19 protein-coding genes and 1 pseudogene are annotated in these 26,309 nt (G+C 69.6%); 5 read left to right on the top strand and 15 right to left on the bottom strand.

The window, feature by feature from the left end; all coding sequences use genetic code 11:
- Positions 1-19: 19 nt before the first annotated feature.
- From hemC to K2Z83_RS01500, 7 genes are all read right to left on the bottom strand, one after another.
- Positions 20-1,024 (bottom strand): hydroxymethylbilane synthase, encoded by a 1,005-nt coding sequence (gene hemC / locus K2Z83_RS01530; RefSeq protein ID WP_220593415.1) that lies wholly within the window; start codon positions 1,022-1,024, stop codon positions 20-22.
- Between the two features lie 56 nt (positions 1,025-1,080).
- Entirely contained in the window at positions 1,081-2,406 is a 1,326-nt protein-coding gene (gene hemA / locus K2Z83_RS01525; RefSeq protein ID WP_220593414.1) for a glutamyl-tRNA reductase, read from the bottom strand.
- A gap of 94 nt (positions 2,407-2,500) precedes the next feature.
- Positions 2,501-3,799 (bottom strand): BCD family MFS transporter, encoded by a 1,299-nt coding sequence (locus K2Z83_RS01520; protein WP_220593413.1) that lies wholly within the window; start codon positions 3,797-3,799, stop codon positions 2,501-2,503.
- Between the two features lie 26 nt (positions 3,800-3,825).
- Positions 3,826-7,635: a magnesium chelatase subunit H gene (locus K2Z83_RS01515; RefSeq protein ID WP_370650016.1), complete on the bottom strand. Its 3,810-nt coding sequence runs from the start codon at positions 7,633-7,635 to the stop codon at positions 3,826-3,828.
- Positions 7,636-7,708: 73 nt separating this feature from the next.
- The gene (gene acsF / locus K2Z83_RS01510; protein ID WP_220593411.1) at positions 7,709-8,815 is read right to left on the bottom strand and encodes a magnesium-protoporphyrin IX monomethyl ester (oxidative) cyclase; all 1,107 of its coding nucleotides are present in this window, start codon (positions 8,813-8,815) and stop codon (positions 7,709-7,711) included.
- Between the two features lie 75 nt (positions 8,816-8,890).
- Positions 8,891-9,226: a hypothetical protein gene (locus K2Z83_RS01505; RefSeq protein ID WP_220593410.1), complete on the bottom strand. Its 336-nt coding sequence runs from the start codon at positions 9,224-9,226 to the stop codon at positions 8,891-8,893.
- A 107-nt stretch (positions 9,227-9,333) separates the two neighbouring features.
- A complete protein-coding gene (locus tag K2Z83_RS01500; RefSeq protein ID WP_370650011.1) occupies positions 9,334-9,747 on the bottom strand; it encodes a hypothetical protein in 414 nt (137 codons plus the stop codon).
- Between the two features lie 52 nt (positions 9,748-9,799).
- Here K2Z83_RS01500 and K2Z83_RS01495 point away from each other — a divergent pair, with 52 nt between their 5' ends.
- The gene (locus tag K2Z83_RS01495) at positions 9,800-10,873 is read left to right on the top strand and encodes a hypothetical protein (RefSeq protein ID WP_220593409.1); all 1,074 of its coding nucleotides are present in this window, start codon (positions 9,800-9,802) and stop codon (positions 10,871-10,873) included.
- Here the strand turns inward: K2Z83_RS01495 and K2Z83_RS01490 are convergent.
- From K2Z83_RS01490 to K2Z83_RS01455, 8 genes are all read right to left on the bottom strand, one after another.
- Entirely contained in the window at positions 10,840-11,205 is a 366-nt protein-coding gene (locus K2Z83_RS01490) for a hypothetical protein (RefSeq protein ID WP_220593408.1), read from the bottom strand. The genes K2Z83_RS01495 and K2Z83_RS01490 overlap by 34 nt on opposite strands.
- A gap of 286 nt (positions 11,206-11,491) precedes the next feature.
- A complete protein-coding gene (locus K2Z83_RS01485; protein ID WP_255603093.1) occupies positions 11,492-12,340 on the bottom strand; it encodes a cyclopropane-fatty-acyl-phospholipid synthase family protein in 849 nt (282 codons plus the stop codon).
- On the bottom strand, positions 12,337-13,899 hold the full coding sequence (locus tag K2Z83_RS01480; protein ID WP_220593407.1) for an FAD binding domain-containing protein: 1,563 nt from the start codon (positions 13,897-13,899) through the stop codon (positions 12,337-12,339). Before K2Z83_RS01480 ends, K2Z83_RS01485 begins: the two co-directional genes overlap by 4 nt.
- A gap of 20 nt (positions 13,900-13,919) precedes the next feature.
- Positions 13,920-15,161, bottom strand: a complete 1,242-nt coding sequence (locus K2Z83_RS01475) for a M20 family metallo-hydrolase (protein WP_220593406.1) — start codon at positions 15,159-15,161, stop codon at positions 13,920-13,922.
- Positions 15,162-15,221: 60 nt separating this feature from the next.
- A complete protein-coding gene (locus K2Z83_RS01470) occupies positions 15,222-16,736 on the bottom strand; it encodes a glycosyltransferase family 39 protein (protein WP_220593405.1) in 1,515 nt (504 codons plus the stop codon).
- A complete protein-coding gene (gene allE, locus K2Z83_RS01465) occupies positions 16,714-17,466 on the bottom strand; it encodes a (S)-ureidoglycine aminohydrolase (protein ID WP_220593404.1) in 753 nt (250 codons plus the stop codon). Before allE ends, K2Z83_RS01470 begins: the two co-directional genes overlap by 23 nt.
- Positions 17,467-17,655: 189 nt before the next feature.
- Positions 17,656-19,026, bottom strand: a complete 1,371-nt coding sequence (locus K2Z83_RS01460) for a WD40 repeat domain-containing protein (RefSeq protein WP_220593403.1) — start codon at positions 19,024-19,026, stop codon at positions 17,656-17,658.
- A 136-nt stretch (positions 19,027-19,162) separates the two neighbouring features.
- Positions 19,163-19,567 carry a response regulator gene (locus K2Z83_RS01455; protein WP_220593402.1) on the bottom strand — a complete coding sequence of 135 codons (405 nt, stop codon included), beginning with the start codon at positions 19,565-19,567 and terminating at the stop codon, positions 19,163-19,165.
- Between the two features lie 400 nt (positions 19,568-19,967).
- Here K2Z83_RS01455 and K2Z83_RS29700 point away from each other — a divergent pair.
- The 4 genes and pseudogenes from K2Z83_RS29700 to hutH all read left to right on the top strand — a co-directional run.
- Positions 19,968-21,608 (top strand): annotated as a pseudogene (locus tag K2Z83_RS29700) (ATP-binding protein); the annotation flags it as partial.
- A gap of 81 nt (positions 21,609-21,689) precedes the next feature.
- On the top strand, positions 21,690-23,354 hold the full coding sequence (gene hutU / locus K2Z83_RS29695; RefSeq protein ID WP_370650015.1) for a urocanate hydratase: 1,665 nt from the start codon (positions 21,690-21,692) through the stop codon (positions 23,352-23,354).
- A 78-nt stretch (positions 23,355-23,432) separates the two neighbouring features.
- Positions 23,433-24,701, top strand: coding sequence for an imidazolonepropionase (gene hutI, locus K2Z83_RS01445; RefSeq protein ID WP_220593400.1), 1,269 nt, complete (start codon positions 23,433-23,435; stop codon positions 24,699-24,701).
- Positions 24,702-24,834: 133 nt separating this feature from the next.
- Positions 24,835-26,309 (top strand): histidine ammonia-lyase (gene hutH / locus K2Z83_RS01440; RefSeq protein WP_220593399.1); only part of this gene is annotated, 1,475 nt, incomplete at its 3' end.

The raw sequence follows: 26,309 nt of genomic DNA, 5'->3' as shown, positions 1-26,309 counted from the left end.
AGTCCACCCATCGATCACCTCACTGCTTCGCCGTCGCGAGCTCGGCCAGGATCTCGGCGGCGCCGCGGGCCAGCAGATCCTCGGCCAGGGCCACGCCGATGGCGGCGGGGTCGGACAGGTCGCCCGTCCGCTCGGCGGAGATCACATTCAGCCCATCGAGGGAGCCCACCATGCCGCGCAGGCTCAGGCTATCGCCCGCCAGTGTGGCGTGAGCGGCGATCGGCACCTGGCAGCCGCCCTCAAGTCGTCCGAGGAAGGCCCGCTCGGCCAGGGCCGCGGCCCGCGAGGGCGCGTGGTCGAGGGCGGCGAGCGCGCCGATGGTCAGCGCATCGTCGGCGCGGCACTCGATGGCCAGGATGCCCTGGGCCACAGCGGGGAGCATCTGCTCGGCGGAGATGGGCAGCGAGACGAAGCTGGCGTCCACCGCCGTAAAGGGGCGCGGCCCGTCCACCGTGGAATCAGTGAAGCCCAGGCGATCCAGGCCGGCCGAGGCCAGCACCAGCGCCTCGTACTGGCCCTCGGCCAGCTTGCGCAGGCGGGTGTCCACATTGCCGCGCACATCGCGCAGCTGCAGGTCCGGACGGACGGCGCGGATCTGGCTGGCCCGGCGGAGCGAGCTCGTGCCGACGACGGTGCCGGTCGGCAAGGTAAGGATCGAGGCCGACGCCCGATCGCCCTCGGGCGACGCCGCATTGATGACGAGCGCATCGCGCGGGTCGGCCCGCTCTGGGAAGGCGGCCAGGGTCAGGCCATCGGGCACCACCGAAGGCAGATCCTTACAGCTGTGAACGCACAGGTCAACCTCATGATCGAGGAGCGCCTGCTCCAACTCCTTGACGAAGAGCCCCTTATCGCCCACCGCCGAGAGGGCCACATCCAGGATGCGGTCGCCCTTGGTGCTGATGATCTTCAGCTCGACGGCGAGGCCAGGGTTCGCGGCGCGCAGGGCGGCGGCCATCATCTCGGACTGAGTCAGGGCCAGCTTCGAGCCACGTGTGCCGAGAATGAGTGTTTTCTGTCCCATCGTGATCTTCCCTATCCGGTGCAGGGACGCAGCACGCTGCGTCTATACGATAGCCCTTACCCGCGCTCGCCCACAGCGTTTGCGTGCTCCAGATTAAACAGATCGCTCAGCATCGCGGCGTAGCGCTGCCCATCGCCCTGGGCTGCGGCGTCGCGGAGGCGACGGGTTGGCGAGTGGAGCAGCTTGTTGACAATGCTGCGGCTGAGCGCCTCGACCACGACGCGCTGCTCGGGCGAGAGCGAGCTCAGGCGGCGCAGCGCCCGATCAAGCTCGCTTGAGCGCAGGCTCTCGGCATAGTCGCGCAGGCTGGTCAGCGTCGGCACAGCATCCTGAGTCCGCATCCAGCCCAGAAAGGCCTCCACCTCTGCGTTAGAGATCGACTCGGCCAGCTCAGACACCTCAGCCCGGTGATCGAGGGTGTGGCGCACCACCTCGTGCAGATCGTCCACGGTGCAGACGTGGACGCCGGGGAGCTGGGCGACGTCGGTGGCAATATCGCGGGGCACGGCCAGGTCGATCAGCAGCATCGAGGGCGGCGCGCCCTCGTGATGGCGGGTCTCGGCCTTCGCATGCATGGCGTCAGCCACGTGCTGATGGTAGATGATCGGCACCGGGGCCGAGGTGGAGCTGATCACGATGTCGGCGCGGACCAAGGCGCTGGGCAGCTCATCGAAGGTGAGCGCCTCGGCACCATAGCGATTTGCCAGCTCGCGCCCGTGGGCGAGCGTGCGGTTGACGATCATGAGCCGGTCGGCGCCGTTGGCCAGCAGGTTCTGGGCGGCCAGCTCGCTCACCTCGCCGCTGCCCACCAGAAGCACCGAGCGGCCCTGGAGCTGGCCGAGGCGCTGGCGGGCCAGCATCACACCGGCCTGCGAGACGCTGGCCGCACCCTGGCCCAGCTCCGTCTCGTGGCGCACGCGCTTGCCCGCGGTCAGGGCGTGCTGGAAGAGCCGGTGCAGCACCGGCCCGACGGTGCCGGCCTGCTGGGCGATCTCAAAGGCGGTGCGCACCTGGCCCTGGATCTGGGCCTCGCCCAGCACCAGCGAGCGCAGCCCCGACGAGGTAGCGCACAGGTGGTGGGCCACCGACTCGCCGTTGACGAAGAAGAGCGTGTGGACAAAGTGCTTCTCATCGAGCCCGTGGAACTCCGCCAGGAAGCTCGCGAGACTCTGGGCGGTGCTCGTCTCTGACGAGACACCATAGAGTTCGACCCGGTTACACGTCGAGAGAATCACGGCCTCGCTAAAGAGCGGGGGGCGATGCCCTCGCGGCATTGTGAGCTGCAGGAGCGCAGCGGGAATGTCGGTGGCGTTAAAGGCCAGACGTTCGCGGATCTCAACCGGCGCGGTTGTGTGATCGAGGCCAGCAAGCAGGAGGTTCATCGCGCGACCCTTTGAGGTATCTGCAATTCTTCCTAAATCTGCACAAAACGAAGCAGCAATGGATGGTATCGCCGCAGTTCGGGGGCCGTCAGGTTCAGGCGTCCCCAACCACAGCGATCAGCTGCGTCAGCGAGGGCTGTTCGCTGCGGAAGGCCGAGACATCGATCCGGCGCAGCATAGCCATCGCCACACAGAGCATCAGGCCCTCCAGCAGGAAGACCGTCACGTAGCCGCCGGCAGGGCTCTGGATGGCAAATCCAGCGATATCGCGCACGCCGCCAGCCAGCAGGTTGCCCAGCCCGCGGGCCATCGAATCGGCCACCCCCCATGCGCCGATGAAGAGGCCCACCTGCTCGGGGGTGGTCATATCGAGCATGAGCGCCAGGTTCGTCGTTGTGGCGATGCCGGTCCCAAAGCCAAGCAGGGCGATCGCCGGGACGAAGAGAGTCTGACTAGAGATTGCCCCGCTCAGGGCAATCAGGAAGAGTCCGAGGGCGGCCAGCGCGCCGCCGAGGGTGGCACCGGCCTTCTTGCTCATAAACCGGCTGAGCACGAGGCCCTGGAGCAGCAGGGCCACCAGAGTCGCCCCGCCCCAGGTGGCGGTGAGCTGTGTCGTCTCGCGCACGCTCATGCCGAAGGCCTGGGCGCCGAAGGGCTCCAGCAGCACATCCTGGCCGAGGATGGCGGCCAGCAGGAGCATCAGGTACACGAAGAAGCGGCGCGCATGCGGGTTCGCCATCACGGCACGCACCGCATCGCCCGAGCTGTGACGCTCCTCACGGGGCACCCAGGTGTTCCGCTGCTCCAGGCCGATCAGGCCCGCCGCACCGAGGGCCAGCGACACCCCGCCGCATGCCAAGAAGACCTGCATCAGCCGCGCGGGGCTATAGCTCTCCAGGGCGTTCCCTGTGACGATCGCCGTGATGATCACCGAGGTGATCATCATGAACCACATCACCGCGATCGTCCGCGAGCGCTGATGCTCCTCCGAGAGGTCGCTGGCCAGCGAGAGGTAGGAGACCACAGCGAGGTTGAAGCCGACGCCCCAGGTAAGGAAGACCAGCACCGCGACAAGCAGGCCGAGCCAGAAGCTCTCAGCCATCATCAGGGCGGCCCAGGGCGTCAGCGTGGCCCCGCCTGCGCAGAGGATGATCCCGGCGGCGATGTAGGGCGTGCGCCGGTAGCCCCACAGCGGGTGGTTGTCCGAGTACTGCCCGATCCAGACCTGGGCGGGAGAGAGCAGGTAGGGGAGCACGATCAGGGCGGCCACCAGGCTCGCCAAGATGCCCAGCTCGTGGATCATGATCCGGTTCAGCACGCCGGTGATCGGCACCAGGCTCACCGCCACCGCGACGTGCAGCAGGCCCAGCCGGATATTCTTGAAGATCGTCATAGCTCCTCCGCGCCGCTCTTCGGGCATCAGCCGACGGTAATACCCTCAAGGCGATCCTCAAGATCCGCGTAGATCTCGCGCAGCCGCTCCAGCGTCTCCGGGTCGGCGTCCCAGAAGCCGCGCCCGCTCGACTCAAGCAGGCGCCGCACCACGCCAACGGCGGCCGTCGGGTTAAGGGCGGCCAGCCGATCACGCATCGCCTCATCGAGCACGAAGGTCTCGGCGACGCTCTGGTAGACCCAGCCGTCCACCGCGCCGGCGGTGGCGCTCCAGCCGTAGGTGTTGTTGACCCGGGCCTCGATCTCGCGGGCGCCCTCGTAGCCGTGGCTGAGCATCGCCTCGTACCACTTGGGGTTCAGCAGCTTGGCCCGCGTCTCCAGGCGCACCGCCTGATCGAGCGAGCTGACCCGGTTGCCGCTGCCGAGCGCGTCGGCCACCAGGGTCTTCGGGCGGGTGCCGCGCAGCAGCTCGACGCTCTTGGTGATCCCGCCCAGGTTGTCGTAGTAGTTGTCGATATCGGAGAGGCCGACCTCGAAGCTATCGATGTTCTGGAAGCTGGCGTCCACCGTGCCCAGCGCCTTCTCCAGCACCGCGCGCGACTCGCGCCACTCGCCGTTCGGGCCAAGGCTGAAGCCCTTGCGGCTGAGGAAGGCGTCGCCGAGCTGGCCCTCATCGTCCCAGGTGCCGCTATCCACCAGGTTGTTCACATTGGCGCCGTAGCTGCCGGGGGCGTTCGAGAAGACGCGGGCGGCGGCCTCTTCCAGGGGGATGCCCAGCTCGGCGGCCTGGGAGACGGCGTGGGCGCGCACGAAGTTGAGCTCGGCGGGCTCATCGGCGGCGGCGGCCAGGCGGGCGGCCCGGTCGATCAGCTGCATCTGGTTGCCGAGCAGGTCGCGGAAGATCCCGCTCACCGTCACCACCGCATCGACGCGCGGGCGGCCGAGCTCCTCCAGCGGGATGAGCTCCACATCGCTCACGCTGCCCAGCTCATCGACCAGCGGCCGCGCGCCGAGCATGGCGAGCACCTGGGCGACGCCCTCACACTCCGACTTCAGGTTATCGCTGCCCCAGAGCACCACCGCCACCGTCTGCGGCAGCGCGCCCTGCTCGGCCTCCAGGCGGGCCAGCAGCTCGTTCACCAGGCGCCCGCCGCGCTCCATCGCCGCCGACGAGGGCACCCGGTAGGGGTCAAGGCTATAGACATTGCGGCCGGTGGGCAGGACGGCCGGGTCGCGCACCACATCATTGCTCGGCGAGGGCGCGATGAAGCCGCCGCGCAGGCCGTGGAGCAGGCCCTGCACCTCCTGGGGGGACTGCAGCTTCGCCAGCAGGTCGCCCAGGAAGGCCCACATCTCATCGAGCGAGCCGGGGCGGATGTGGGCTGACTCGTGCAGATAGGCGTCGGCCTGTTGGGACGCAGCGTGCTGCGTCCGTGGTGAGGCAGCGCGCTGCGCCCCCACAGGCGACCCGGCCACAAACCTGCGAATCGCCTCCTTGCCGATCGCCTCAACCTGACGCCACTGCTCCTGGGCCGTGGTGTCGCTGGAGAGCCGCTCGCGCAGGGACACATAGTCGTAGCCCAGGCTGGCGGCGATGATCGCCGGGAAGGGGGCGGGGCTGCGCTTGCCCGCGGGCCGGAAGCTCGCCGTCAGGGCCAGGAAATCCACCAGCTCGACGGGCGCGGGCGACTTGCCCAGCACGTGCAGGCCGGCCGGGATCATGCGCTCCTCAATCTTGAGCAGCTCGTGGCCGACCGCGCCCACATAGGCCTCAGAGGTATCGACCTGCACCTCAGGCACAATGCCCAGCTTCTCAGCCTGCGTCCGGACATCCTCAAGCAGCTCGACGTTCGGCGCGGCGCGGTAGCGGTCGAGGGTGTCCTTGAGCGCGCGCAGGCCCTTGTAGAGGCCGGCCTGCTGGAGCGGCGGCACCAGGTAGCTCACCAGGGTGGCCATGCCGCGGCGCTTGGCGATGGCCGCCTCGCTGGGGTTGTTGACGCTATAGTAGTAGAAGTTCGGCAGCTCGCCGATCAGGCGGGCGGGCCAGCAGTCCGCGCTCATACCGGCCTGCTTGCCGGGCATAAACTCCAGCGCGCCGTGGGTGCCGAAGTGGACCACCGCGTCGGCCTTGTACACATAGCGCAGCCAGGTGTAGAAGGCGGCGAAGGCGTGGTTCGGCGCGGCGTCCTTGGCCATCAGCAGGCGCATCGGGTCGCGCTCATAGCCGAAGGAGGGCTGCACGCCGACGAGCACGTTGCCCAGCTGCACGCCCATGATCAGGAAGTTCTTGCCGTCGTTGAGCAGCTCACCGGGGGCGCGGCCCCAGAAGGGCTCGATCTCAGCCTGGGCCGGGAAGAGCCGGCGATAGTCGGCCACCGGCAGGCGGGCGGCCACGCTGGCGTCGGTGCCATTAGCCAGGGCGTTGCCCTCGACCACCATCCGCCGCAGGTCATCGGCGCTGGCCGGCATATCAACCGTGTAGCCATCGTCGCGCAGGGCGCCCAGCAGCCCGTAGAGGCTCTGGAAGACATCCAGGTAGGCGGCGGTGCCCACATTCCCCAGGTTCGGCGGGTAGTTGAAGATCACCAGGGCCAGCTTCTTCTCGGCGTTGGGCCGGTGGCGCAGGGCCACCCGGCGGGCGGCCCGGTCGGCGACCTGGGCGATCTCGGCGGCGAGGGGGGCCATGCCGTCGCCGGCCGCGCTCGGCCCGCAGAAGACCAGGGGCTCGGCGGCGCCCTCAAGCTCAGGCACGGCCACGCTCAGCGCTGCCTGCACCGGGGCCAGGCCGGTCGAGTCGGCGCGCCAGTCCTCAATGCGCTGGAAGGCCAGCGGCACCAGGCCGAAGTAGCCCACATCGAGCGACTGAAGAGTCGCCCGCGCCTCGACCGGGCGGCTCTCGGCCGGCCCGCCCACCAGGGCGAAGCCCGAGGCGTTGAGCAGCAGGTCGACCGGGGCGGTCTTCTTATCGCCGACAAAGAACTGCTCCACCGCCGGGCGCTGGTCGAGGCCCGATGCGTAGGCCATGCGCACCGTCAGGCCACGGGACTCCAGGGCCGAGGTCAGCGCCTTCAGGTGGGCCGTGTTCCCGCTCAGCACCACCCCGCGCAGGGCCAGCACGCCGACGGTTCCGTTCTTACCGCCCTGCTTCCGCCCCCGCAGCCACTTCTCATAGTCAGCCAGGCGCTCGAAGGGCGCGGGCGCGTCGGGGTGGAAGATCGCTGTCTCGGGGTAGCTCAGCGGGTCGGCCTGGGGCAGCTTGCCGTGGACGCCGGGCACATAGGAGTCGGCCAGCATACAGAGCATGCGGTAGAGGTTCTCGGGGGAGGGGTTGAGCCAGTACTGGTGGGCGGCGGCGAAGGCGTAGATATCGCGGGCCTTGCCGGGGATGAGCTTGAGCACCTTGCTGAGGTTGCGCAGCACCGCGAGCTGGCGGCGGGCCTCGCCGGCGCCGCCCTGGGGGCGCAGCTTCTTGATCCACTGCTGGATGATCCCCGGCTTCTCGTCCTCATCGCGGGTGCGCATATCGAACTTGCCGATCCGCGTGCAGCGGATCAGGGCCGGGTTCGAGGTGATCACCAGCACCGGGCAGGGCGCGTCATGCAGCAGCTTCTCTAGGGGGCGCACATACTCCTCACCGAAGAGACGGGCGCCGAACACAAACGCGGCCCCGGACAGGTCGCTCTCAAGGCGACGCCAGCCCGCCGCATCGCGCAACGAGGACGCATCGTGAAACGCTACCGTGAGTGCCAGCCCGTGCTCGCGGCGCACCCGGTCGGCGGCCAGCCGGAGGGCGGCGGCGTGATTCCCGTCTATGGTAAGGAAAACAAAGCGCATGATATGTAAATGGTTGAAGTATGTAAGACCGAAGTGTTCGCAGTTCTGTGGCGAACGCTCCGGCCTTACAACCTCATCAATCGGCGGCGGCGACGCGGAGCGGGCGATCCGGGCCGGGGTAGTTCGGGAAGCCCTGGAGACCCTTCCACTTATTCTGCGAAGTGGTGATCTGGGGCTCCATCCGGAAGAGCGTGAACATGCGCATGCCGATCGCGGCGCGCAGGCGGGCCTTCTGGGCCTGAGCCACCGGGTCGTTGCGGGTGGCGAGCGCCTCCGCCTGGCGGTCGTAGGCGATGATCGCGTCCATATGCTGGAAGAAGCGCGGGTCCTCCACGGGCAGCGTCACCGGGTAGACCTGGGTGGAGATCTGGTTGCAGAGCCGGATGACATCCTGGTCGTAGGCGCGCCAGTCAAGGCCGAGGGCCTTGTAGAAGCTCTCACGGCGGGCGTCGTTGATATACATCGTCACATAGACAGCCAGGAGGAAGAAGCGGATCCAGCGCCGGTTGCTGGGCTTATTCAGCAGATCGGGCTGCGAGCGCATCAGCATCGAGAAGAACTCGCCGTGGCGGTACTCGTCGTTGCACCACTCCTCGAACCACTTGAAGATCGGGTGAATGATATGATCCGGGCTCTTCTCCAGGTGGCGGTAGATATTGATATAGCGCGAGTAGCCGATTTTCTCAGAGAGGTAGACGGTGTAGAAGATAAATTTCGGCTGGAAGAAGGTGTACTTCTTGCGCTTCTGGAGCACGCTCAGGTCGAGGGCCACATTCAGGTCGGCCATCGTGCGGTTGATGAAGCCGGCGTGGCGGCCCTCATCGCGGCTCATCAGCTGGAAGATCTGCCGCATGGTCGGATCTTTGAGGTGCTTGACCATCTCGGCATAGAGGACGCAGCCGCTAAACTCGGCCGTACACGAGCGCTCAAGGAACTCGATGAACAGCTGTCGCACCGGCATATCGTCGAAGCCGGCGAGAAACTCCTCATTCCGCTTAAAGTGGCCCTTGTTATAGTCGTGGGCAAACTCGTCCTTGATCCACTCGAACTCATCGCGCAGGCCATTCTTGTCGATATCGAGCGCGTCGATCGCCTTAAAGTCCGTCGTGTAGAAGCGCGGGGTCAGCACCGCCTCCTGGAGGGCGTGGCGGGTCGTCACACTCAGATCGGGCATCGCTTCCATAGAGCCTCCTTCAGAGGTAATGTCGAATGTTGAATGTTGAATGCCAGACATTCAACATTCAACATTCAACATTATTTACGGGTGTTCCACCAGCTCGTTCACTTCCACCAGGCTGCTGCGCTTGATCAGGGTGCGGCGCAGCCAGCTCGCCTTAAACAGCTTCACTGGGCTGCGGTAGCTCATCTCGCCCTGGGTCTGCCCGCTCGGCACCTTAGGCATATCGACGATCTCCAGCGTATCGCCGGGCTGGATCTCCATCCCCGGCGGCAGATCGACGTGCAGGTGAAAGTGCTCGTGCTCACTTTGCAGGTACACCGTCGCCTCACCCTCACGGAGTGTCTCGCGCTCAAACCACTGCCAGAGCGCAACCCCAGTCGCTGCCGTGAGCGCCAGGGCAGACAACTTCTTCATACCGCCTCCATTCCTCGTGAACCGTAGTACTGAGTATGAACTACCGAGATAAAGCTAAATGTCGAATTGCCTCGCACATCGGCTATTCAGCATGAAGAATCCTGCATTCATTCGTGCCGACTCGCCTCCACCAGCATCACGTGGTAGAAGCCCTTGCCAACGCGCGCGGAGCGCCGCAGGCGCATGCCAGAGTCGGCGAGAGCCTGGCGCACAACCGTATCGCGGATCATCTGGATATCGGTGCGGCGCTGGCTGTGGGGGAAGTAGCCGCCGACGCGGTGCATGGCCGCGAGGAGCGGGCTGTAGGGGGCATAGGTGAACAGCAGCGTCCCCCGACAGAGGCTGGCAAGATGAGCGAGCATCCCAGGGAACAGGTCGGCGGGGTAGTGGATGAGGACATCGAAGCAGCTCACGAGGTCGTAGCTGCCCGTAATCTCCTCAAGGTCGGCGGCGCGACATGACACCTTCGCCGCGAGGCCCGCCGCCTCGGCGTTAACATCCACCGCAGCGCCGACATCCACCACGGCGCCCGCCGGCGAGCAGGAGATCCTGTTCCTGCGCCGGGGCGACCTGATGGCCTATGGCGTGCGCAGCCGCGCCGAGCGCGTGGTCTCCCAGGGCGTGCGCGCCTTCGCCGCCACCCCTGACGGGCGGCTTCTGGCGATGCTGCGCGGCGCCGGGCGCTCCGGCGAGATCTGGCTCGTCCAGCGCGACGGCGCGGAGCTCCGACAGATCACCAGCAATGATCGCGCCGAGGAGGGCCTGAGCTGGGCCGCTGACGGCTCGGCCCTGGCCTACAGCTCGGCGGCGACCGATGACCCGCCCACGCTCGACTGGGCCGGCTGGAGCCGCTGGTGCGCCGCATCCGAGGTGCGCGCTATCGCGCTGGACGATCTAGAGGAGCGCGCCCTGGCCCCCGGCTGCGACCCGTCCTTCGGCCCCGACAGCAAGCGGATCGCCTTTGCCTCGCCCCCGCTCCGCCAGCCCCCGGGGCTGGGCTTCCTCGGTGAGGGGAACGCCGTGCGCCTGATCAACCGCCAGGGCCAGAATGGCTGGGACTTCGCCACGGCGGATGGCCAGGGCTCTGGCCAGGGCCACCTCGTCTACGCGCCGGCATGGTCGCCCGACGGCGCGCAGGTCGCCTACCAGCGCTTCCTCGGCTACCAGTCGCTGGTCGATATCAACATCACCGAGATCGGCGCGGCGTTCAGGGGCGATGGGCAGGCCATGACCAGCGGGGCCGGCTGGATGCTCCCGCCGCAGTTCGGCCCCGGCGGCCAGATGGCGTCCACCCTGGAGCATAACTTCAGCGACGCCCGCGGCGGCAGCGGCTACGAGGTCTGGCGGATCACCGTCGTGCGCCTCGGCGTAGCGGGCAGCATGTTCCTACCCAGCGGCGAGGTGCCGACGGCGGGCCAGCTGGCCTGGCAGGCGCCGCGCGTCACGGCGGCGGCCTGGTCGCCCGACGGCGCGCAGCTGGCCCTGGCCCTGCCCGCCGGCTGGAGCCGCGACGACCCGCAGCAGGATCTGCGCTACCAGGCCGAGGGTGCCGGCGAGGTCTGGGCATGGGCCGCAGACGGCACGCCCCAGGAGCGGCTGATCGAGGATGTGGACTACGCCTCGCCCCTGCTCTGGCTGCCGGGGTGAGGCCGCAGGGCCAGATCAGCGCCGCTGCGCGCGCACCCAGTCAGCCCGACCTGCGACCGATCCGATTCCGCGCCAAACAAGGGCAGATCGAACGCGGCGCGCGGGACCCCCAGGATAGAGACGACCTGCGTGCGTCTGCCGCCATCGATCAGCACCAGGCGCAGCCATGCGAGCTCCGGGGTCGTCCAGGCCCAGCTCCGAATGGCGGCCGGGTCATCGCCGACCTGGCCGTGCCGCTCGGCCCACTCCTCCGCCACCCGCTGCTCGCGAACACCGGGGACGGCGGCCAGCGCCGCGCGCGTGACGGCCACGAGATCCGTGCTTAGAGTCATCGATAGCTCCCACATCAACCCAGCCACCTGTAATCGGCATGGCCAGAAGCAATCCAGATACGTGAGGTGGCAACAACAATAGCGCAACACCTTATCATTGCGCAACCCCTCCGACGCAGAGCGCAGAGCGCAGAACACGATTGGGCGTATTAATGCTCAGCTGTTCGGCCCGCCGCTATAGCTAGCGTACAGCTCCACCCGCGCCGCACGCGGCCCACATAACGAGCTGTCCGCACGCCGCCGCCTCAGATTCGGGGGGGCCGGGGGGCGACGCGCCCATGCGCCCCTACCCCACCCGCGCGGTGAGGATGTGGTAGCCCCAGAGGCCGCGGCGCAGGCTGCGGTACTGGTCGACGCAGCCGCGGATCCCGGCGAGCTGCACATCGCTCTGCATGCCGAGGGCGCGCAGGATGATCGCGGCGGGCAGGCTTGCCCCGGCGAAGAGCCCGAGGAAGCGCAGCGACGGCCAGGCCAGCGCGGTCACATCCTCGACATGCACATCGGCGAAGCCGGCGGCCCCGGCGGCGGCGGCCAGCTCCTCGGGGGTGGCGAGGTCGGGCATCGCCCAGCCGTCGAGCCACCGGCGCAGCAGCGCGTTGCCGGGCGGCGTCTCATTGCGGCGGCGGCGCATGCGGTCGGCGATGACCAGGCGGCCGCCGGGGCGCAGGGCGCGGCGGGCCTCGGCGAGCATGGCCGGCTTATCGGGGGCGTGGCAGACGCTCTCCAGCGCCCAGACGACATCGACGGAGGAGTCGGCGACCGGCGAGCGGGCGTAGTCGCCGCAGAGGAAGGCGGCCCGGCCGGGGGCGGCCCCGCGCCGGGCGAGCGCCGCGCCGCGGCGGGCCTGATCGGGCACGATGGTCATGCCGATCGCGGTGACGGCCATCCTGGCGCTGAGCCAGAGCACGCTGCTGCCCGCGCCGCACCCTGCGTCGAGCACCGTCTCCCCCGGCAGCACGCCCGCGCGCCCGGCCAGCTCGCGGTTGATCGTGTCCAGGGCGCTGCGGTGGCTGCGGGTGCCGGGGGGCCACAGCCCGGCGTGCATGGCCGGCGAGCGCCGCCAGAGCTCGATCGTGCGGAACATCCAGTCGGTCTCGCGGTAGAAGGCGACGACGCGCCGGGGGAGGGCGCTCAAGGGAGAGGCTCCTCTCCCTGAGGCTGCCCGGCGACCGCGCGCACCGCCGCGATGATCTTGCGGTAGCCGGTGCAGCGGCAGATGTTGCCGCTCAGGGCGGACTGGATGGCGGGGACGTCGGGGCTGCCCTGCTCGTCGAGCAGCTTGGCCCCGGCCATGAGCATGCCGGGGATGCAGTAGCCGCACTGGACGGCCCCGCTGGCGATGAAGGCGGCCTGGAGCGGGTGCAGGTTGCCAGGGGGTTGGGGGGTGGGGGTTGGGGGGTGGGGGTTGGGGGGTGGGGGGGCGGAGCTTTGGGCGTGGGCGGCGGCGAGACCCTCGATGGTGGTGACGCTGGCGCCGTGGGCCTGGGCGGCCGGCACGAGGCAGGCCATCACCGCCTGGCCGTCGAGCCAGACCGTGCATGCGCCGCACTCGCCCTCGGCGCAGCCCTCCTTGGTTCCGGTGAGGCCGGCGTCCTCGCGCAGCGCGTCGAGCAGGGTCTTCTGGGGCGAGAGGGCGACGGGCGCGCCGTTAACCGTGGCCAGCACATTGCGCAATGGCTGATCTGGTTCGTCCCCCTGTCCCCTATCCCCTGTCCCCTGTCCCCTATCAGGCGACTCCAGCAGCACGGGGCGGGCGGGCCAGCCCCGGCGCTCCTCGCCGGCTGCGAGGCGCTTCAGAGCCTCGGCGACCATGGAGACGACGGCGTGGCGGCGGTAGGCCGCCGTGCCGCGCAGGTCGTCGATCGGCGCGGCGGCGTGGGAGGCGAGCCGGCCGGCCTCCAGGCATGTGGCGGCGTCGAGGCCCCGGCCGACGAGGAAGGCCTCGGCGGCCGGGGCCTGGATGATCGTGGGGGAGACGCAGCCGAGGGCGACGCGGGCCGCGAGCACCGGGGAGTCGGGGGCGTCGCCGGCCTGCTCGATCACGACGGCGACATTGATCACCGAGATCGCCTGGGCGCGGCGCAGGCCGAGCTTGAGGAAGATCCCGCGGCGGCGGCCGGCGAGGGCGGGCAGCCGGATCTCGCGCAGCAGCTCGCCGGGGCGCAGGGCGGTGCGGCGGACGCCCAGGTGGAAGGTGCCCAGGGGCAGGCTGCGCTCGCCGTCGGGGCCGACCAGCGACAGCTCGGCGCCGAGGGCGACCAGCGGGGTGATCGTGTCGTTGGCGGGCGAGGCGGTGAGCAGGTTGCCGGCGACGGTGGCGCGGGCGCGGATCTGCGGCGCGCCGATCTCGGCGCAGGCCTGGGCGAGCGGCAGGGCGCCGGCCACGCAGGCCTTCGAGGAGATGACCATGTTGTGGGTGGCCAGGGCGCCGATGTGCAGGCTGTCGCCGCAGGCCTCGGCGTAGCGCAGCCCGGCCACCCGCGAGATATCGACCAGCGTCTCGGCGGGGCGGATGCCGCGGCTGAGCTCCACCATGACATCGCTGCCGCCGGCGACGACGCGGGCCCCGGGGTGGGCGGCGAGCAGGGCTATGGCGGCGACGAGGGTCTCAGGCTGGTAGTACTGTTTCCACATAGGGGTAATGTTGAATGTTGAATGTTGAATGTTGAATGTTGAATGATCCGAATTCAGCATTCAACATTCAACATTCAACATTACGCAAGCGACAGCGCAGCGAGGCTGCGGGCGAGGACGGCGACCCCGGCGGCGATCTGCTCGGGGGAGGAGAGCTCATCGGGGCGGTGGCTGACCCCGCCTCGGCATGGGATGAAGATCATCGTCGTGGGGCAGATGCGGGCCATGAACAGGCTGTCGTGGTAGGCCCGGCTGACCATCATCTGGTAGTGCAGGCCCAGCTCGGCGCAGGCGCGGACGGCCGCCTCGATGACGGCGGGCGCGCAGGTGGCGGGCGGGTCGGCGTTGAGCATATCGAGCGTGTAGGCGATGATCCGGCGCTCGCAGATCTCGACGGCCGCCTCGCGGATGGCGTGGAGGGCGGCGTCGCGCGGCTCATCGGCGATATCGCGCACGTCGATCTCCAGGGTGGCGGCGCTGGGGATGGAGTTGACGGCGCTGGGCTCGATGCGCAGGACGCCGGTGGTGGCCACGGTGTCGGGGCTGCCGGTGCTGAGGGCGGCGCGCTCGACGGCGAGGGCGATCTCGGCGGCGGCCAGCAGCGCGTCGCGGCGGCCGGGCATGAGCACGGCCCCGGCGTGGCCGCCGACCCCGCGCAGGCTGACGCGCAGGCTGGCCGGGGCGGCAATGGCGCGGACGACCCCGATCGGCAGGCCCTCGGTCTCAAGGAGCGGCCCCTGCTCGATATGCAGCTCGACAAAGGCGTGGTAGAGGCCGGCGGGCAGCTGCACATCCTCCAGGGGCGCGTGAAAGCCGGCCTCGGCGCGCAGCTCCTCCAGGCTGCGCCCGGCGGCGTCGCGCAGATCGCGCAGCCGGGCGGGCGTGAGCGCGCCGCAGAGCGCCCGGCTGCCCAGGCAGCCGATGCCGAAGCGGGTGGGCTCCTCGGCGGTGAAGAGCAGCAGCTCGATGCTGCGCCGGGGCGCGAACCCGGCCCGCTTGAGGGCGCGGATGGCCTCCAGGGCGCCGACGACGCCCACCGTGCCGTCGTAGCGCCCCGAGTCGGGGATGGCGTCGATGTGCGAGCCGCTGGCGACGGCGGGCAGGTCGGGCGCGCTGCCGGGCCAGCGGGCGAAGAGGTTGCCCAGGCCATCCTCGCGCAGGTCCAGGCCAGCCTCGGCGCAGCGGGCGCGCAGGTAGGCCCGCGCCCCCATGTCGGCGGCGCTATACAGGATGCGGGTGACCCCGGGCGGCGGCGAGGATGAGCAGGCGGCGATCGCGTCGAGGTCGGCCATCACAGCGGCGGTATCGATGGAGATGTCCATAAAGCCTCACGATCGGGTAGGCCAGGCCGGGGGCCAGGGCGATTGCATGTTGCATTCACACTACGGGCAGTCCGTGACCAGGATCGCATGAAATGGCGGGCGCATAAACTCGGTGCGCTGCGTGCAGGTGGCGGCGATCGTATCGAGCGGCGGAGGCAGGGGCCATCGCGCATTATAGAGCAGCCAGATCCGCGTGCCGGGCGACATCGCCGCATCGACCGAGGCCTCGGGCTGCGCGGCCAGCTCGGGGATGCGCAGGATCAGCAGGCTGCGGGAGAGCATGCGCGCATCGCTGCTGCCCGTCACCATCGTGTAGGTGTCCATCGCGGGGGCGTAGATGCTCATCGCGCCGTTGAGCGAGGGGTAGAGGCTGATCACGACATCGCCCGGCTCAGACTGGCGAGCCATCGCCAGCACCAGATCGGACTCGGGGCTCTTGGATGTCTCCCAGTAGCGCCCAAGGTTATAGGCCGATCCGGCGACGATCAGCAGCACCAGCCCGACGAGCAGCGCCGCGCCGAGGGGGCGCGCACCGAGCAGCCAGGCGGCCCCCATGGCGACAAGCACGAGCAGCGCGGGCAGCAGTGGCATGAAGGTCTTCGACTCGCTGAGGGGCAGCCGCAGGCCGAGGAGGGGCACGCCCACGCCAAAGAAGCCGAGCAGCGGCAGGGCGAACTGCACCAGGCAGAGCAGCATCGCCGCCTGTCGCGGGCCGGATCGGCCGGCCCAGACCCCGGCGGCGGCGAGGAGCAGGATCGCGCCCAGCAGCGCGCCGTGCGCCCAGGTCTGGCCGTAGCGCACGCTATCGCCGCCAACCAGCGCCATGAGGAAGTCCGGCATGCTCGGCGGGCTCTGGACGGCGTGCTCCGAGGCGACGGCGGCGAGCACCCCCCGCCCGATGAGCAGCAGCGGGATGCCGGCAATCGCGAGGGCGGCCGAGCACCAGAGGGCGGCGCGGCGCGTCGATCGCAGCGCGATCAGCATCAGCAGCTGCGCGCCCGGCACGATCACAAAGAGGTAGCTAGTGGCGAGCCCCAGGAATGACACGATGCCATAGGCCGCCCAGATGTCGGCCCGAGGGCGGCGGATCAGGGCCAGGGCGAGGGTCAGGCACAGTCCGCTCAGCAGCAGCGCGAGCGTCGCCGAGCGGGCCTCCTGGCTAAAGTACATGCTGATCGGCGAGAGCGCCATGACAAGCCCGCCGACCAGGGCGCCGGCCGGCCCGCTCAGCGGCCGGGCGGCCCAGTAGACCAGCGGCGCGATCAGGACGCCGCACAGCATCGGGATCATGCGCCACACCCACGCCGGCTGGGCCGCCCCGAAGCCAGAGATCAGCCACTCTGACAGGTAGAATAGTGCCGGGTGCGGGTCGTAGGAGAGGTTCCGCCAGATCGCCCACGGCCCCATGCGGGCCAGCTGGATGGTGTAGATCTCATCGAGCCAGAGCGGGGTTGAGCCCAGCCGGTAGAGTCGCAGCGCGAGGGCGACGCCAAAGATCGCCGCCGCCGGCCACCAGCGCGCCAGCCGCGACGTCATGACCCCGGCGGCCGGGCTAGCCGAGGACAAGCGGGTCACGGTTGACATCCTTGTAGTAGATGTAGCGCGCCGGGACCTTGCCGGTGGCGACGAACCACTGCGGGCAGAAGGGTGCCATCCAGATCACATCGCCCGACTGGACGGGGTGGTAGTCGCCGGCGAGTCGGTAGATGCCCTGGCCCTGGATCATCATCATGCCATGCTCCATGATGTGGGTCTCGACGATGGGCAGGGTGGCGCCGGGCTGGAAGGTGAAGATATTGACGGCCATATCGAAGCCGGGCGCGTCGGGCAGGAGGCTCTTGAGGATGGCGGCCTCGTCGCCCATGAAGGGCGCGCCGGCGATCTCCTGCTCGTGGCCGGCCAGCGGGCCGGGGGTGGCGGCGCCGGGCAGGGGCAGGTAGCGGCGCTGGAAGACGAGCAGCTGGGCGCCGGGGGCGTCCGGGGCGACGCGGTAGGGGCATGCGGGCGGGATGTAGGCGTAGCCGCCGGGGCCGAGGCGGGCGTGCAGGTCGCCGGCCTCCAGGCTCACCGCGCCCTCGCGCACAAAGAGCAGCAGCTCCTCATCGGGGCGCTGGCCCGCGCCCGATGCGTCGGGGCCGAGGGTGACGAGGATCTGGGCGAAGCGGGCGCCCATGGCCGGGCTGATCACGACGACGCAGCTCGCGCCGGGCCAGCCGGGCAGGGGCGCGCTGACGAACCCCTCGAGGGTGAGCAGGGCATAGCGGGCGGCGACAACGCTGCGCGTGTGGCCGTACAGGTCGCTCATCGCGGGCGCTCCTTCGTGTCTCGCAGGGAAGCGCCCACATCTTACCATATACTAGTACACTTTTTCCTAGCGTTTATCACAAGGCACTCAGTTCGCACAGGGCTTCTGCAACGCCCCAGACCCGATGGTGTATGGTGTTTGGGCGGCGAAGCCGCCCAAACACCATACACCATCCTGTGGGCGGCGGCCCTACTCCGGCTCGCCGGCCAGATCCCAGACCTTCAGCGAGGCGTCGAAGCTGCCGCTGGCGAGGCATGCGGCGTCGGGGCTGAAGGCGATCGAGGTGACGCCCTCGCCGTGGGCGGGGATCGTGTGGAGCAGCGCGCCGTCGCGCACGCGCCAGATCCGCACGGACCGGCTGTAGTCGCCGCTGGCGAGGCTCTCGCCATCGGGGCTGAAGGCGACGCTGAAGACGGCCCCGCTGTTGGCCTGGAGCGCGTAGAGGGCGGTGCCGTCGGCCACGCGCCACAGGCGGATGGAGCCGTCGGTTCCCGCGCTGGCCAGCACGCGCCCGTCGGGGCTGAAGGCGACGCTGAAGATCGCGTCGGTGTGACCCTGGAGCGTGCTCAGCAGCGCGCCGTCGGCCACGCGCCAGAGCCGCACCTGGCGGTCGTGGCTGCCGGTGGCGATCAGCTTGCCGCTGGGGCTGAAGCTGACGCTGTTCACGGCGCCCCGGTGGCCGGCCAGCCGGCGGACGGGCAGCCCATCGCTCATGCGCCACACACAGACGCTGTGGTCCCAGCTGCCGCTGGCGAGGGCCGAGCCATCGGGGCTGAAGCTGACGCCGAAGACCGCGCCGCTGTGGCCCTCGGGACCCTGGAGCGTGTACAGAGGCGCGCCGTCGCTCACCCGCCAGATCTGGACGATCTGGTTGCGCCCGGCGGCGGCGAGCACGCGCCCATCGGGGCTGAAGCTGACGCCGTTGACCTCGCCGAGGTCGGCCTGAAGGCTGTGCAGGAGGTAGCCGTCCTCGGCCCGCCAGATGCGGGCCACCCCATCCCACGAGCCCGTCGCGATCAGGGAGCTGTCGCGGCTGTAGGCCACGCTGTTGACCCAGCTCTTGACGGCCAGGGTGCAGCGCAGGGCCGGCCGGGGCGAATTGACCTGCGGCGCGACGCCGGCGGCGGTGGCCTGGCGCGCGGCGGCGGCGCGCTGGCGCAGCATGAATCGCCGGTAGTGCGCGTCAAGGATCTGGCGGCTGCAGCGCATGGCGATCCGCGCCGGCTGGCGCAGGAGGCTCTCTGTGAGGGGCGCGTAGTCGGCGGAGGCCGCGACCTCGGCGGCCACGAAGACCTTCAGGCTCATCGCGTCGACGGAGATCATGCTGGCGCTGAGCAGCCGGGCGAGATCGGCGCGCAGCAGGAGGGCGTTGCTGCTATCTGCGGGGCCGTTCTGATCGATCAGCGCAATATCAAGCGCCTCGGCGATAGCGCAGCCACTGATCGCACACTGGCCACCGTAGGCCTCTAGCAGCATGGTGCGAAGCGTGTCGTGCTCGGGCTGCAGTGGGGAGCCATCTCTCTGGTTGATCGAAAACAGCGTCGTGGGTGTTGCGACCATCGTATACCTTCCGTAGTACGTCTGGCTATGTCGTTACATCTATGGTACTACGGACATGCAACTAAATGGGATATACTATCCTATATCGTATTTAACAGTTTCATCATCTTAACGTCTTTGCGCCCGGATAGCGCGCTCAGAGGTTCTGGGCCACAGCATCGAGCAGGTAGCTCAGATCGAAGGGCTTGCGGATCACCTGGCGCGCACCGAGGCCGCGGAATCGCTCAGGCTGCTGATCCGCCGTCATCAGGATCACCGGGATATCGCCATGCGCCTGGTCGCGCAGGCGCAGGATCACCTGGTCGCCGCGCATATGTGGCATGGCGACATCCATCAGGATGAGATCGGGGCGACGGATCTGCACCTCGCGCAGGGCCTCGACGCCGTTGCGCGCGACTCGGATGTGGTAGCCCTCCTCGGTGAGTATCTCTGAGAGCATGGCGGTGATCTCGGCGTGATCATCGACCACGAGAATATCTCGGCGGGGGTTGCTAGCGTCGCGCCTGTGGAGCGGCGCTGATACGATCTGGCGAGCGTACATAGGCTTCCATCCTGGCAGCGAATGGCGTTATCATGCACAGACGTACAGGCAAGATCTGTGCCGGCGCCCAGTGGCGGCACAGAGCCTGATGCCGCGCTTCTGGGCAATACCGCAAGACTCGCCCTGTGCGGCGTCGCCCGGCGGCTTCAGCCGCCGGGCGACGGTCTGCGAAGGCCGCCTGCGCGGCCTCAGGCATGCCGCGCAGGCGGCCTTCGTTGGACAAGAGCCCGCCCGTGTACGGGCCGGGCACGCGCAGCGTGACAGGGTGACGTTTGCGCTACTGCGCTTCTGGTATAGCTCTTGCTACAGCCTGATCCCGCAGATGACCCCTCGTGGGGCCGTGAGGCTGTGGCGTAACATGCGCTGGCGCGGGGCCAGGCGCACTGGATGAGGAGCGGTGATGCAGACCCAGACTGTCGACTGGCAGGCTATCGTCCCTGAATGGCTCAACAGCGCCTTTCTGCGCGGCGTGCTGATCACCGACAGCGACCTCCGAGTCCGCTTCTGGAACGACTGGATGTGCGACAACACTGGCATCCCCGCCGCCGGGGCGGTTGGGCGCACGCTGATCGAGCTCTACCCCGACCTGGGCGACCGAGGGCTGCTGCCGTATTACGAGCGCGCCCTCGCCGGAGAGCGGATCTACCTTCCACACACGATCTATGGCTACCTGCTGCCCATGTCGGCCTCGGGCCGTTCGGATCTGCCCCAGATGCTGCAGGATGCGCAGATCAGCCCGCTGCGCAGCGACGGGCGGGTGATCGGCGCTATCTCGTCGATCGAGGATTGCACCGGCCACGACGAGCGGCGGCGCGATGAGGTGGCGAAGAGCTTTCTGTCTGATCTGAGCGTCGAGCTGGCGCAGTCCCTCGATGATGTGACCACCATCCGGCGGCTGGCGCAGCTGATGGTGCCCGCTATCGCCGACTGGTGCCTCATCGACATGCGCGGCGAGGGCGAGGATGCGGGCATCTCGGTGGTGGCCCACACCAGGCCGGCGATGGCCCGGCTGGCCGAGGAGATCGTGCGCGCGCATGGGCCGCAGGACGCACAAGGCGGACCGCCACCCCCCCCCGCGCATCCGCTGCTGGTCTCCCGCGTGATCCCGGAGACCCTCGACGCGCTGGACGCTGATCGCGGCCGCCAGTCGCTCCTGCGCGCGCTGACGCCGGGCTCGCTCATCATCGCCCCTCTGAGGAGCGGCGGCGCGCTGATCGGGACAATGCTGCTTGGCCGCGACGCCGTCCGCCCAGCCTACACCCGGGGCGACCTGGCGCTGGCCGAGGAGGTCGCCCGGCGGGCGGCGCTGGCGCTGGAGCATGTGCGGCTCTACGCGGCGGCCCAGCGCTCGCGCGCCGAGGCCGAGGAGGCGGTGCGCGTGCGCGACGCCTTCTTCTCGATCGCCGCCCACGAGCTGCGCACCCCGCTGACGACCCTGCTCGGGCGGGCGCAGATGATCCAGCGCCGGCTCGCCCAGCGCGCCGACGCCGATGAGCGCAGCCAGCGCACCATCCAGATCGTCGTGGCCCAGGCCCAGCGCCTCAACAAGATGATCTCCGCCCTGCTCGATGTCTCACGTATCCAGACTGGCCGATTCAGCATCAGCTCGGCGCCGATGAGCCTGAGCGCCCTGGTGCGGCGGGTGGTCGACGAGAGCCGGCTGATGATCGCGGACCACCCGATCACGCTCCAGGTGCGTGAGTCGCCGATCATGATCGATGGCGATGAGCTGCGCCTGGAGCAGATGCTCCAGAACCTGATCGGCAACGCCGTCAAGTACAGCCCGGGCGGTGCCCCGGTGTCGGTCACCGTGAGCGTCGAGGGGGAGGGCGCCAGCGTCGCCGTGTCCGACCAGGGGATCGGCATCGCGCCCGAGGCCCAGCGTCAGCTCTTCAGCCGATTCTACCGGGCCGAGAACGCTGAGTCCAACGGGATCAACGGGATGGGCATCGGCCTATTTGTGGTCAAGGAGATCGTGGATCTCCACGGCGGCGAGGTGAGCGTGCGGAGCGACGAGGGCCAGGGCAGCACCTTCACCGTGCGGCTGCCCCTGCTGCGCCCCAACATGCGGTATCATACGGGCGGCGGGCCGACGATGGCCAGCAGATGCACCACGGAGGTGATGATCATGCCCCCCAGCTACCGCGCGCCGCGCGGCACCGAGCTGACCTGCAAGAGCTGGCAGATCGAGGCCGCCTACCGCATGCTCCAGAACAACCTCGACCCCGAGGTCGCCTTCGACCCCGACAACCTGATCGTCTACGGCGGGCGCGGCCGGGCCGCCCGCAACCATCAGGCGCTTGAGTCCATCCTCGCCACCCTGCGCCGCCTGGAGCCCGATGAGACCCTGCTGGTCCAGTCGGGCAAGCCGGTGGCCGTCTTCCGCAGCCACCTCGACGCGCCGCGCGTCCTGATCGCCAACTCCAACATCGTGCCGGCCTGGGCCACCCAGGAGAACTTCGACCGCTGGGAGCGCGAGGGGCTGATCATGTACGGCCAGATGACGGCCGGCAGCTGGATCTACATCGGCACCCAGGGCATCCTCCAGGGCACCTACGAGACCTTCGGCGCCCTGGCCCGCGCCCAGGGCTGGCCGAGCCTGCGGGGCAAGCTGGTGGTCACCGCCGGCCTCGGCGAGATGGGCGGCGCCCAGCCGCTGGCCGTCACGCTCAACGAGGGCGTCGCCATCCTGGTCGAGGTGGACCGCTGGCGGGCCGAGCGCCGCCTCGGCCTGGGGCAGGTTGACGTAATCAGCGACGATCTGGAGGAGGCGATGACCTGGGCCGATGAGGCCCGCGCCGCCGGCCAGCCCCGCTCGATCGCCCTGATCGGCAACGCCGCCGAGCTGCTGCCCGAGCTGCTGCGCCGCGGCGTCGTCCCCGATATCGTCACCGACCAGACCAGCGCCCACGACCTGCTCTACGGCTATATCCCGGCCGGGCTGACGCTCGCTGAGGCCACGGCGCTGCGCGAGGCCGACCCCGACGCCTACAAGGCCCGCGCCGCCGAGTCGATGGCCACGCACGTGCGGACCATGCTGGAGTGGCAGCGCCGCGGCGCGATCGTCTTCGACTACGGCAACAACCTGCGCCAGCGCGCCCTGGAGGCCGGCGTCGCCGACGCCTACGCCTACCCCGGCTTTGTGCCGGCCTACATCCGCCCGCTCTTCTGCGAGGGCAAGGGGCCGTTTCGCTGGGTGGCGCTCTCCGGCGACCCCGAGGATATCTACGCGACTGACCGGGCCGTGCTGGAGCTGTTCCCCGAGGACGAGCACCTGCGGCGCTGGATGACCATGGCCCGCGAGAAGGTGGCCTTCCAGGGGCTGCCGGCGCGGATCTGCTGGCTGGGCTACGGCGAGCGGGCCAAGGCCGGCCTGCGCTTCAACGAGATGGTGGCCAGCGGCGAGCTGAAGGCCCCGATCGTGATCGGCCGCGACCACCTCGACAGCGGATCGGTGGCCAGCCCCAACCGCGAGACTGAGGCGATGAAGGACGGCTCCGACGCGATCGCCGACTGGCCGCTGCTGAACGCCATGATCAACGCCGTGGGCGGGGCCACATGGGTCAGCATCCATCACGGCGGCGGGGTGGGCATCGGCTACAGCATCCACGCCGGCCAGGTGATCGTGGCGGACGGCACGCCCGAGGCGGCCCGCCGCCTGGAGCGCGTGCTCACCTCGGACCCGGGGATGGGCGTGGTGCGCCACGCCGACGCCGGCTACGACGAGGCGATCGACTTCGCGCGGGCGAATGGTATTGATATCCCGATGCTACCGCCGCGTTTGTAAGGGCGCAGCAGCAGGATCGACGGGCGCAGCTCGCTGCGCCCGTCGATCCTGCTGCTGCGCCCCTACCAGGACATCCCCATGCATATCGACCTGTTGATCCACTCCGCATCGCAGGTTGTGACCTGCGCCGGCCCGCCCGGCCCGCGCCGCGGCCCGGCCATGGCCGACGTCGGGGCCATCCCCGGCGGGGCCGTGGCCGTCCACCAGGGCACGATCATCGCCGTCGGCGCGAGCGACGAGCTGCGCGCCGCGTACACGGCCGATCGCGAGATCGATGCTGCCGGGCGGGCCGTCTGCCCCGGCTTTGTGGACCCGCACACCCACCTGGTCTACGCCGGGGACCGGGTGGGCGAGTTCGAGTGGCGGATCGCCGGGGCCTCCTACCTGGAGATCCAGGCCGCCGGGGGCGGGATCGTGGCGACGATGCGCGCCACCCGCGCCGCCGGCGTCGAGCGGCTGGTGGCCGAGAGCCTGCCGCGCCTGCGCCAGATGCTGGCCCTGGGCACCACCACCGCCGAGGTGAAGACCGGCTACGGCCTCAGCCTCGACGCCGAGCTGCGCCAGCTGGAGGCGATCGCCGCCCTCGACGCGGCCCAGCCGATCCGTCTGGTGCCCACCTTCCTGCCCGCCCACGCCCTGCCGCCCGAGTACGCCGGGCGGCCGGATGCGTATATCGACCTGGTTATTCGGGAGATGCTGCCGGCGGCGGCGCGCTGGCACGCCGCCTCGGCCTTCGACGGCGCGGGGGTGCCGCTGTTCATCGACGTCTTCTGCGAGCGGGGCGCCTTCGACGTGGCCCAGTCGCGGCGGGTGCTGGAGGCCGGGCGTGCGCTGGATATGGGCGTGAAGGCTCACGTGGACGAGTTCACCGCCCTGGGCGGCCTGGAGCTGGCCCTGGAGCTGGGCGCCGTCTCGGTGGACCACCTGGATGTGACCGGGCCGGCGGGGATCGCCCTGCTGGCCGATTCGACCGCCGTGGCCGTGGTGATCCCGGCCGTCACCTTTAACCTGGGCGGCAGCCACTACGCCGACGCGCGGGCCATGATCGACGCCGGGGCGGCGGTGGCGCTGACCACCGACATCAACCCGGGATCGGCGCCCTGCCCCTCCATGCCCCTGGTGATGGCGATCGCCTGCCGCTACCAGCGCCTGCTGCCCGCCGAGGCGCTGCTGGCCGCGACCGTCAACGCGGCCCACGCGATCGGCGTGGGCAATCGCGTCGGCTCGCTGGAGCTCGGCAAGGCCGCCGACATCCTGATCCTCGACGCCGCCGACTACCGCCACCTGGCCTATGAGTTTGGCGGCAACCTCATCTCGCAGGTGATTAAACAGGGGGTTATATTGTAGGGCCGAAGCATTTTTGTGTCAGGCGCGCAGCGCCTGACACAAAAATGCTTCGGCCCTACGTGGATACGTGGATACGTGGATACGTGGATACGTGGATACGTGGATACGTGGATACGTGAATACCCATACGCATATGCACAACGATACGATTATTCTTGATGGCTCGTCCCTCACCTTCGAGGACGTGATCGCCGTGGCCTACGGCCGGCCGGGGCGGCCGCGGGTTGCCCTGGCCGAGGGCGCGCGCGCGGCCGTGGCCCGTGCCGCCGCCGCCGTGGCCCGCCTGCTGGAGCGCGGCGAGGTCGCCTACGGTATCACCACCGGCTTCGGGGCCTTCAAGGACAAGCTCATCCCGCCCGAGCAGGTCGAGCCGCTGCAGCGCAACATCCTGCTCAGCCACGCCGTTGGCGCGGGGCAGCCCTACGACGCGCCGCACACCCGGGCGATCATGCTCATCCGGGCCAACACCCTGGCCCGCGGCCACTCCGGCATCCGCCCGGAGACGCTGGAGCTGCTGCTGGCCATGCTCAACGCCGGGGTCCACCCGCTCATCCCCGAGAAGGGCTCGCTGGGGGCCTCGGGCGACCTGGCCCCGCTGGCGCACATGGCCCTGCCGCTGATCGGCGAGGGCGAGGCCGAGTACGCCGGCGCCCGCCTGCCTGGGGCGACCGCCCTGGAGTACGCCGGGCTCACGCCCACCCGCCCGGCCGCCAAGGAGGGCCTGGCCCTGACCAACGGCACCGCCGTGATGTGCGCGCTCGGCGTGCTGGCCACCGCCCGCGCCGAGACGCTCTCGCACTCCGCCGACATCGCCGGCTGCCTGAGCCTGGAGGCGCTGCACGGCACTGCCATGGCCTTCGACGCGCGCATCCACGCCCTGCGGCCCTTCCCGCGCCAGCAGGAGTGCGCCGCCTACCTGCGCCGCCTGCTTGAGGGCAGCTCCTTCACTCGCGACCACGACCCGGCCAATGTGCAGGATGCCTACACCCTGCGCTGCATCCCGCAGGTCCATGGGGCGGTGCGCGACGCGATCGCCTACGCCCGCTGGGCCTTCGCGATCGAGCTGAACGCCGTGACCGACAACCCGCTGATCTTCGTGGGCGATACGGACGAGCAGATCGACGTGATCTCGGGCGGCAACTTCCACGGCGAGCCGCTGGCGATCGCCCTGGACTACCTGGGCCTGGCGATCGCCGAGCTGGGCAACATCGCCGAGCGCCGGGTGATGCGCCTGGTGGACGCGACCAGCAACGGCGGGGTGCTGCCGGCCTTCCTGACCCGCCAGGGCGGCCTGAACTCGGGCTTTATGATCACGCAGTACACGGCGGCGGCCCTGGCAACCGAGAACAAGATCCTGGCCCACCCGGCCAGCGTGGACACCATCCCGACCTCGGCCAACGTGGAGGACCACGTGAGCATGGGGGTGACGGCGGGGCTGAAGGCGCGCCAGATCATCGACAACGTGGCCCACATCCTGGCCGTGGAGCTGATGGCGGCCGCCCAGGGCGTGGACTTCCGCCGCGAGGCGCTGGGCGCCGAGGCCCGCCACGGCCGCGGCACGGCCGCCGCCTACGCGCTGCTGCGCCAGAACCTCCCCTTTATCGAGGA

This window comes from Oscillochloris sp. ZM17-4, from assembly GCF_019599295.1.
GTDB lineage: Bacteria > Chloroflexota > Chloroflexia > Chloroflexales > Chloroflexaceae > Oscillochloris.
This window is presented reverse-complemented; position numbering and strand designations above follow the sequence as displayed.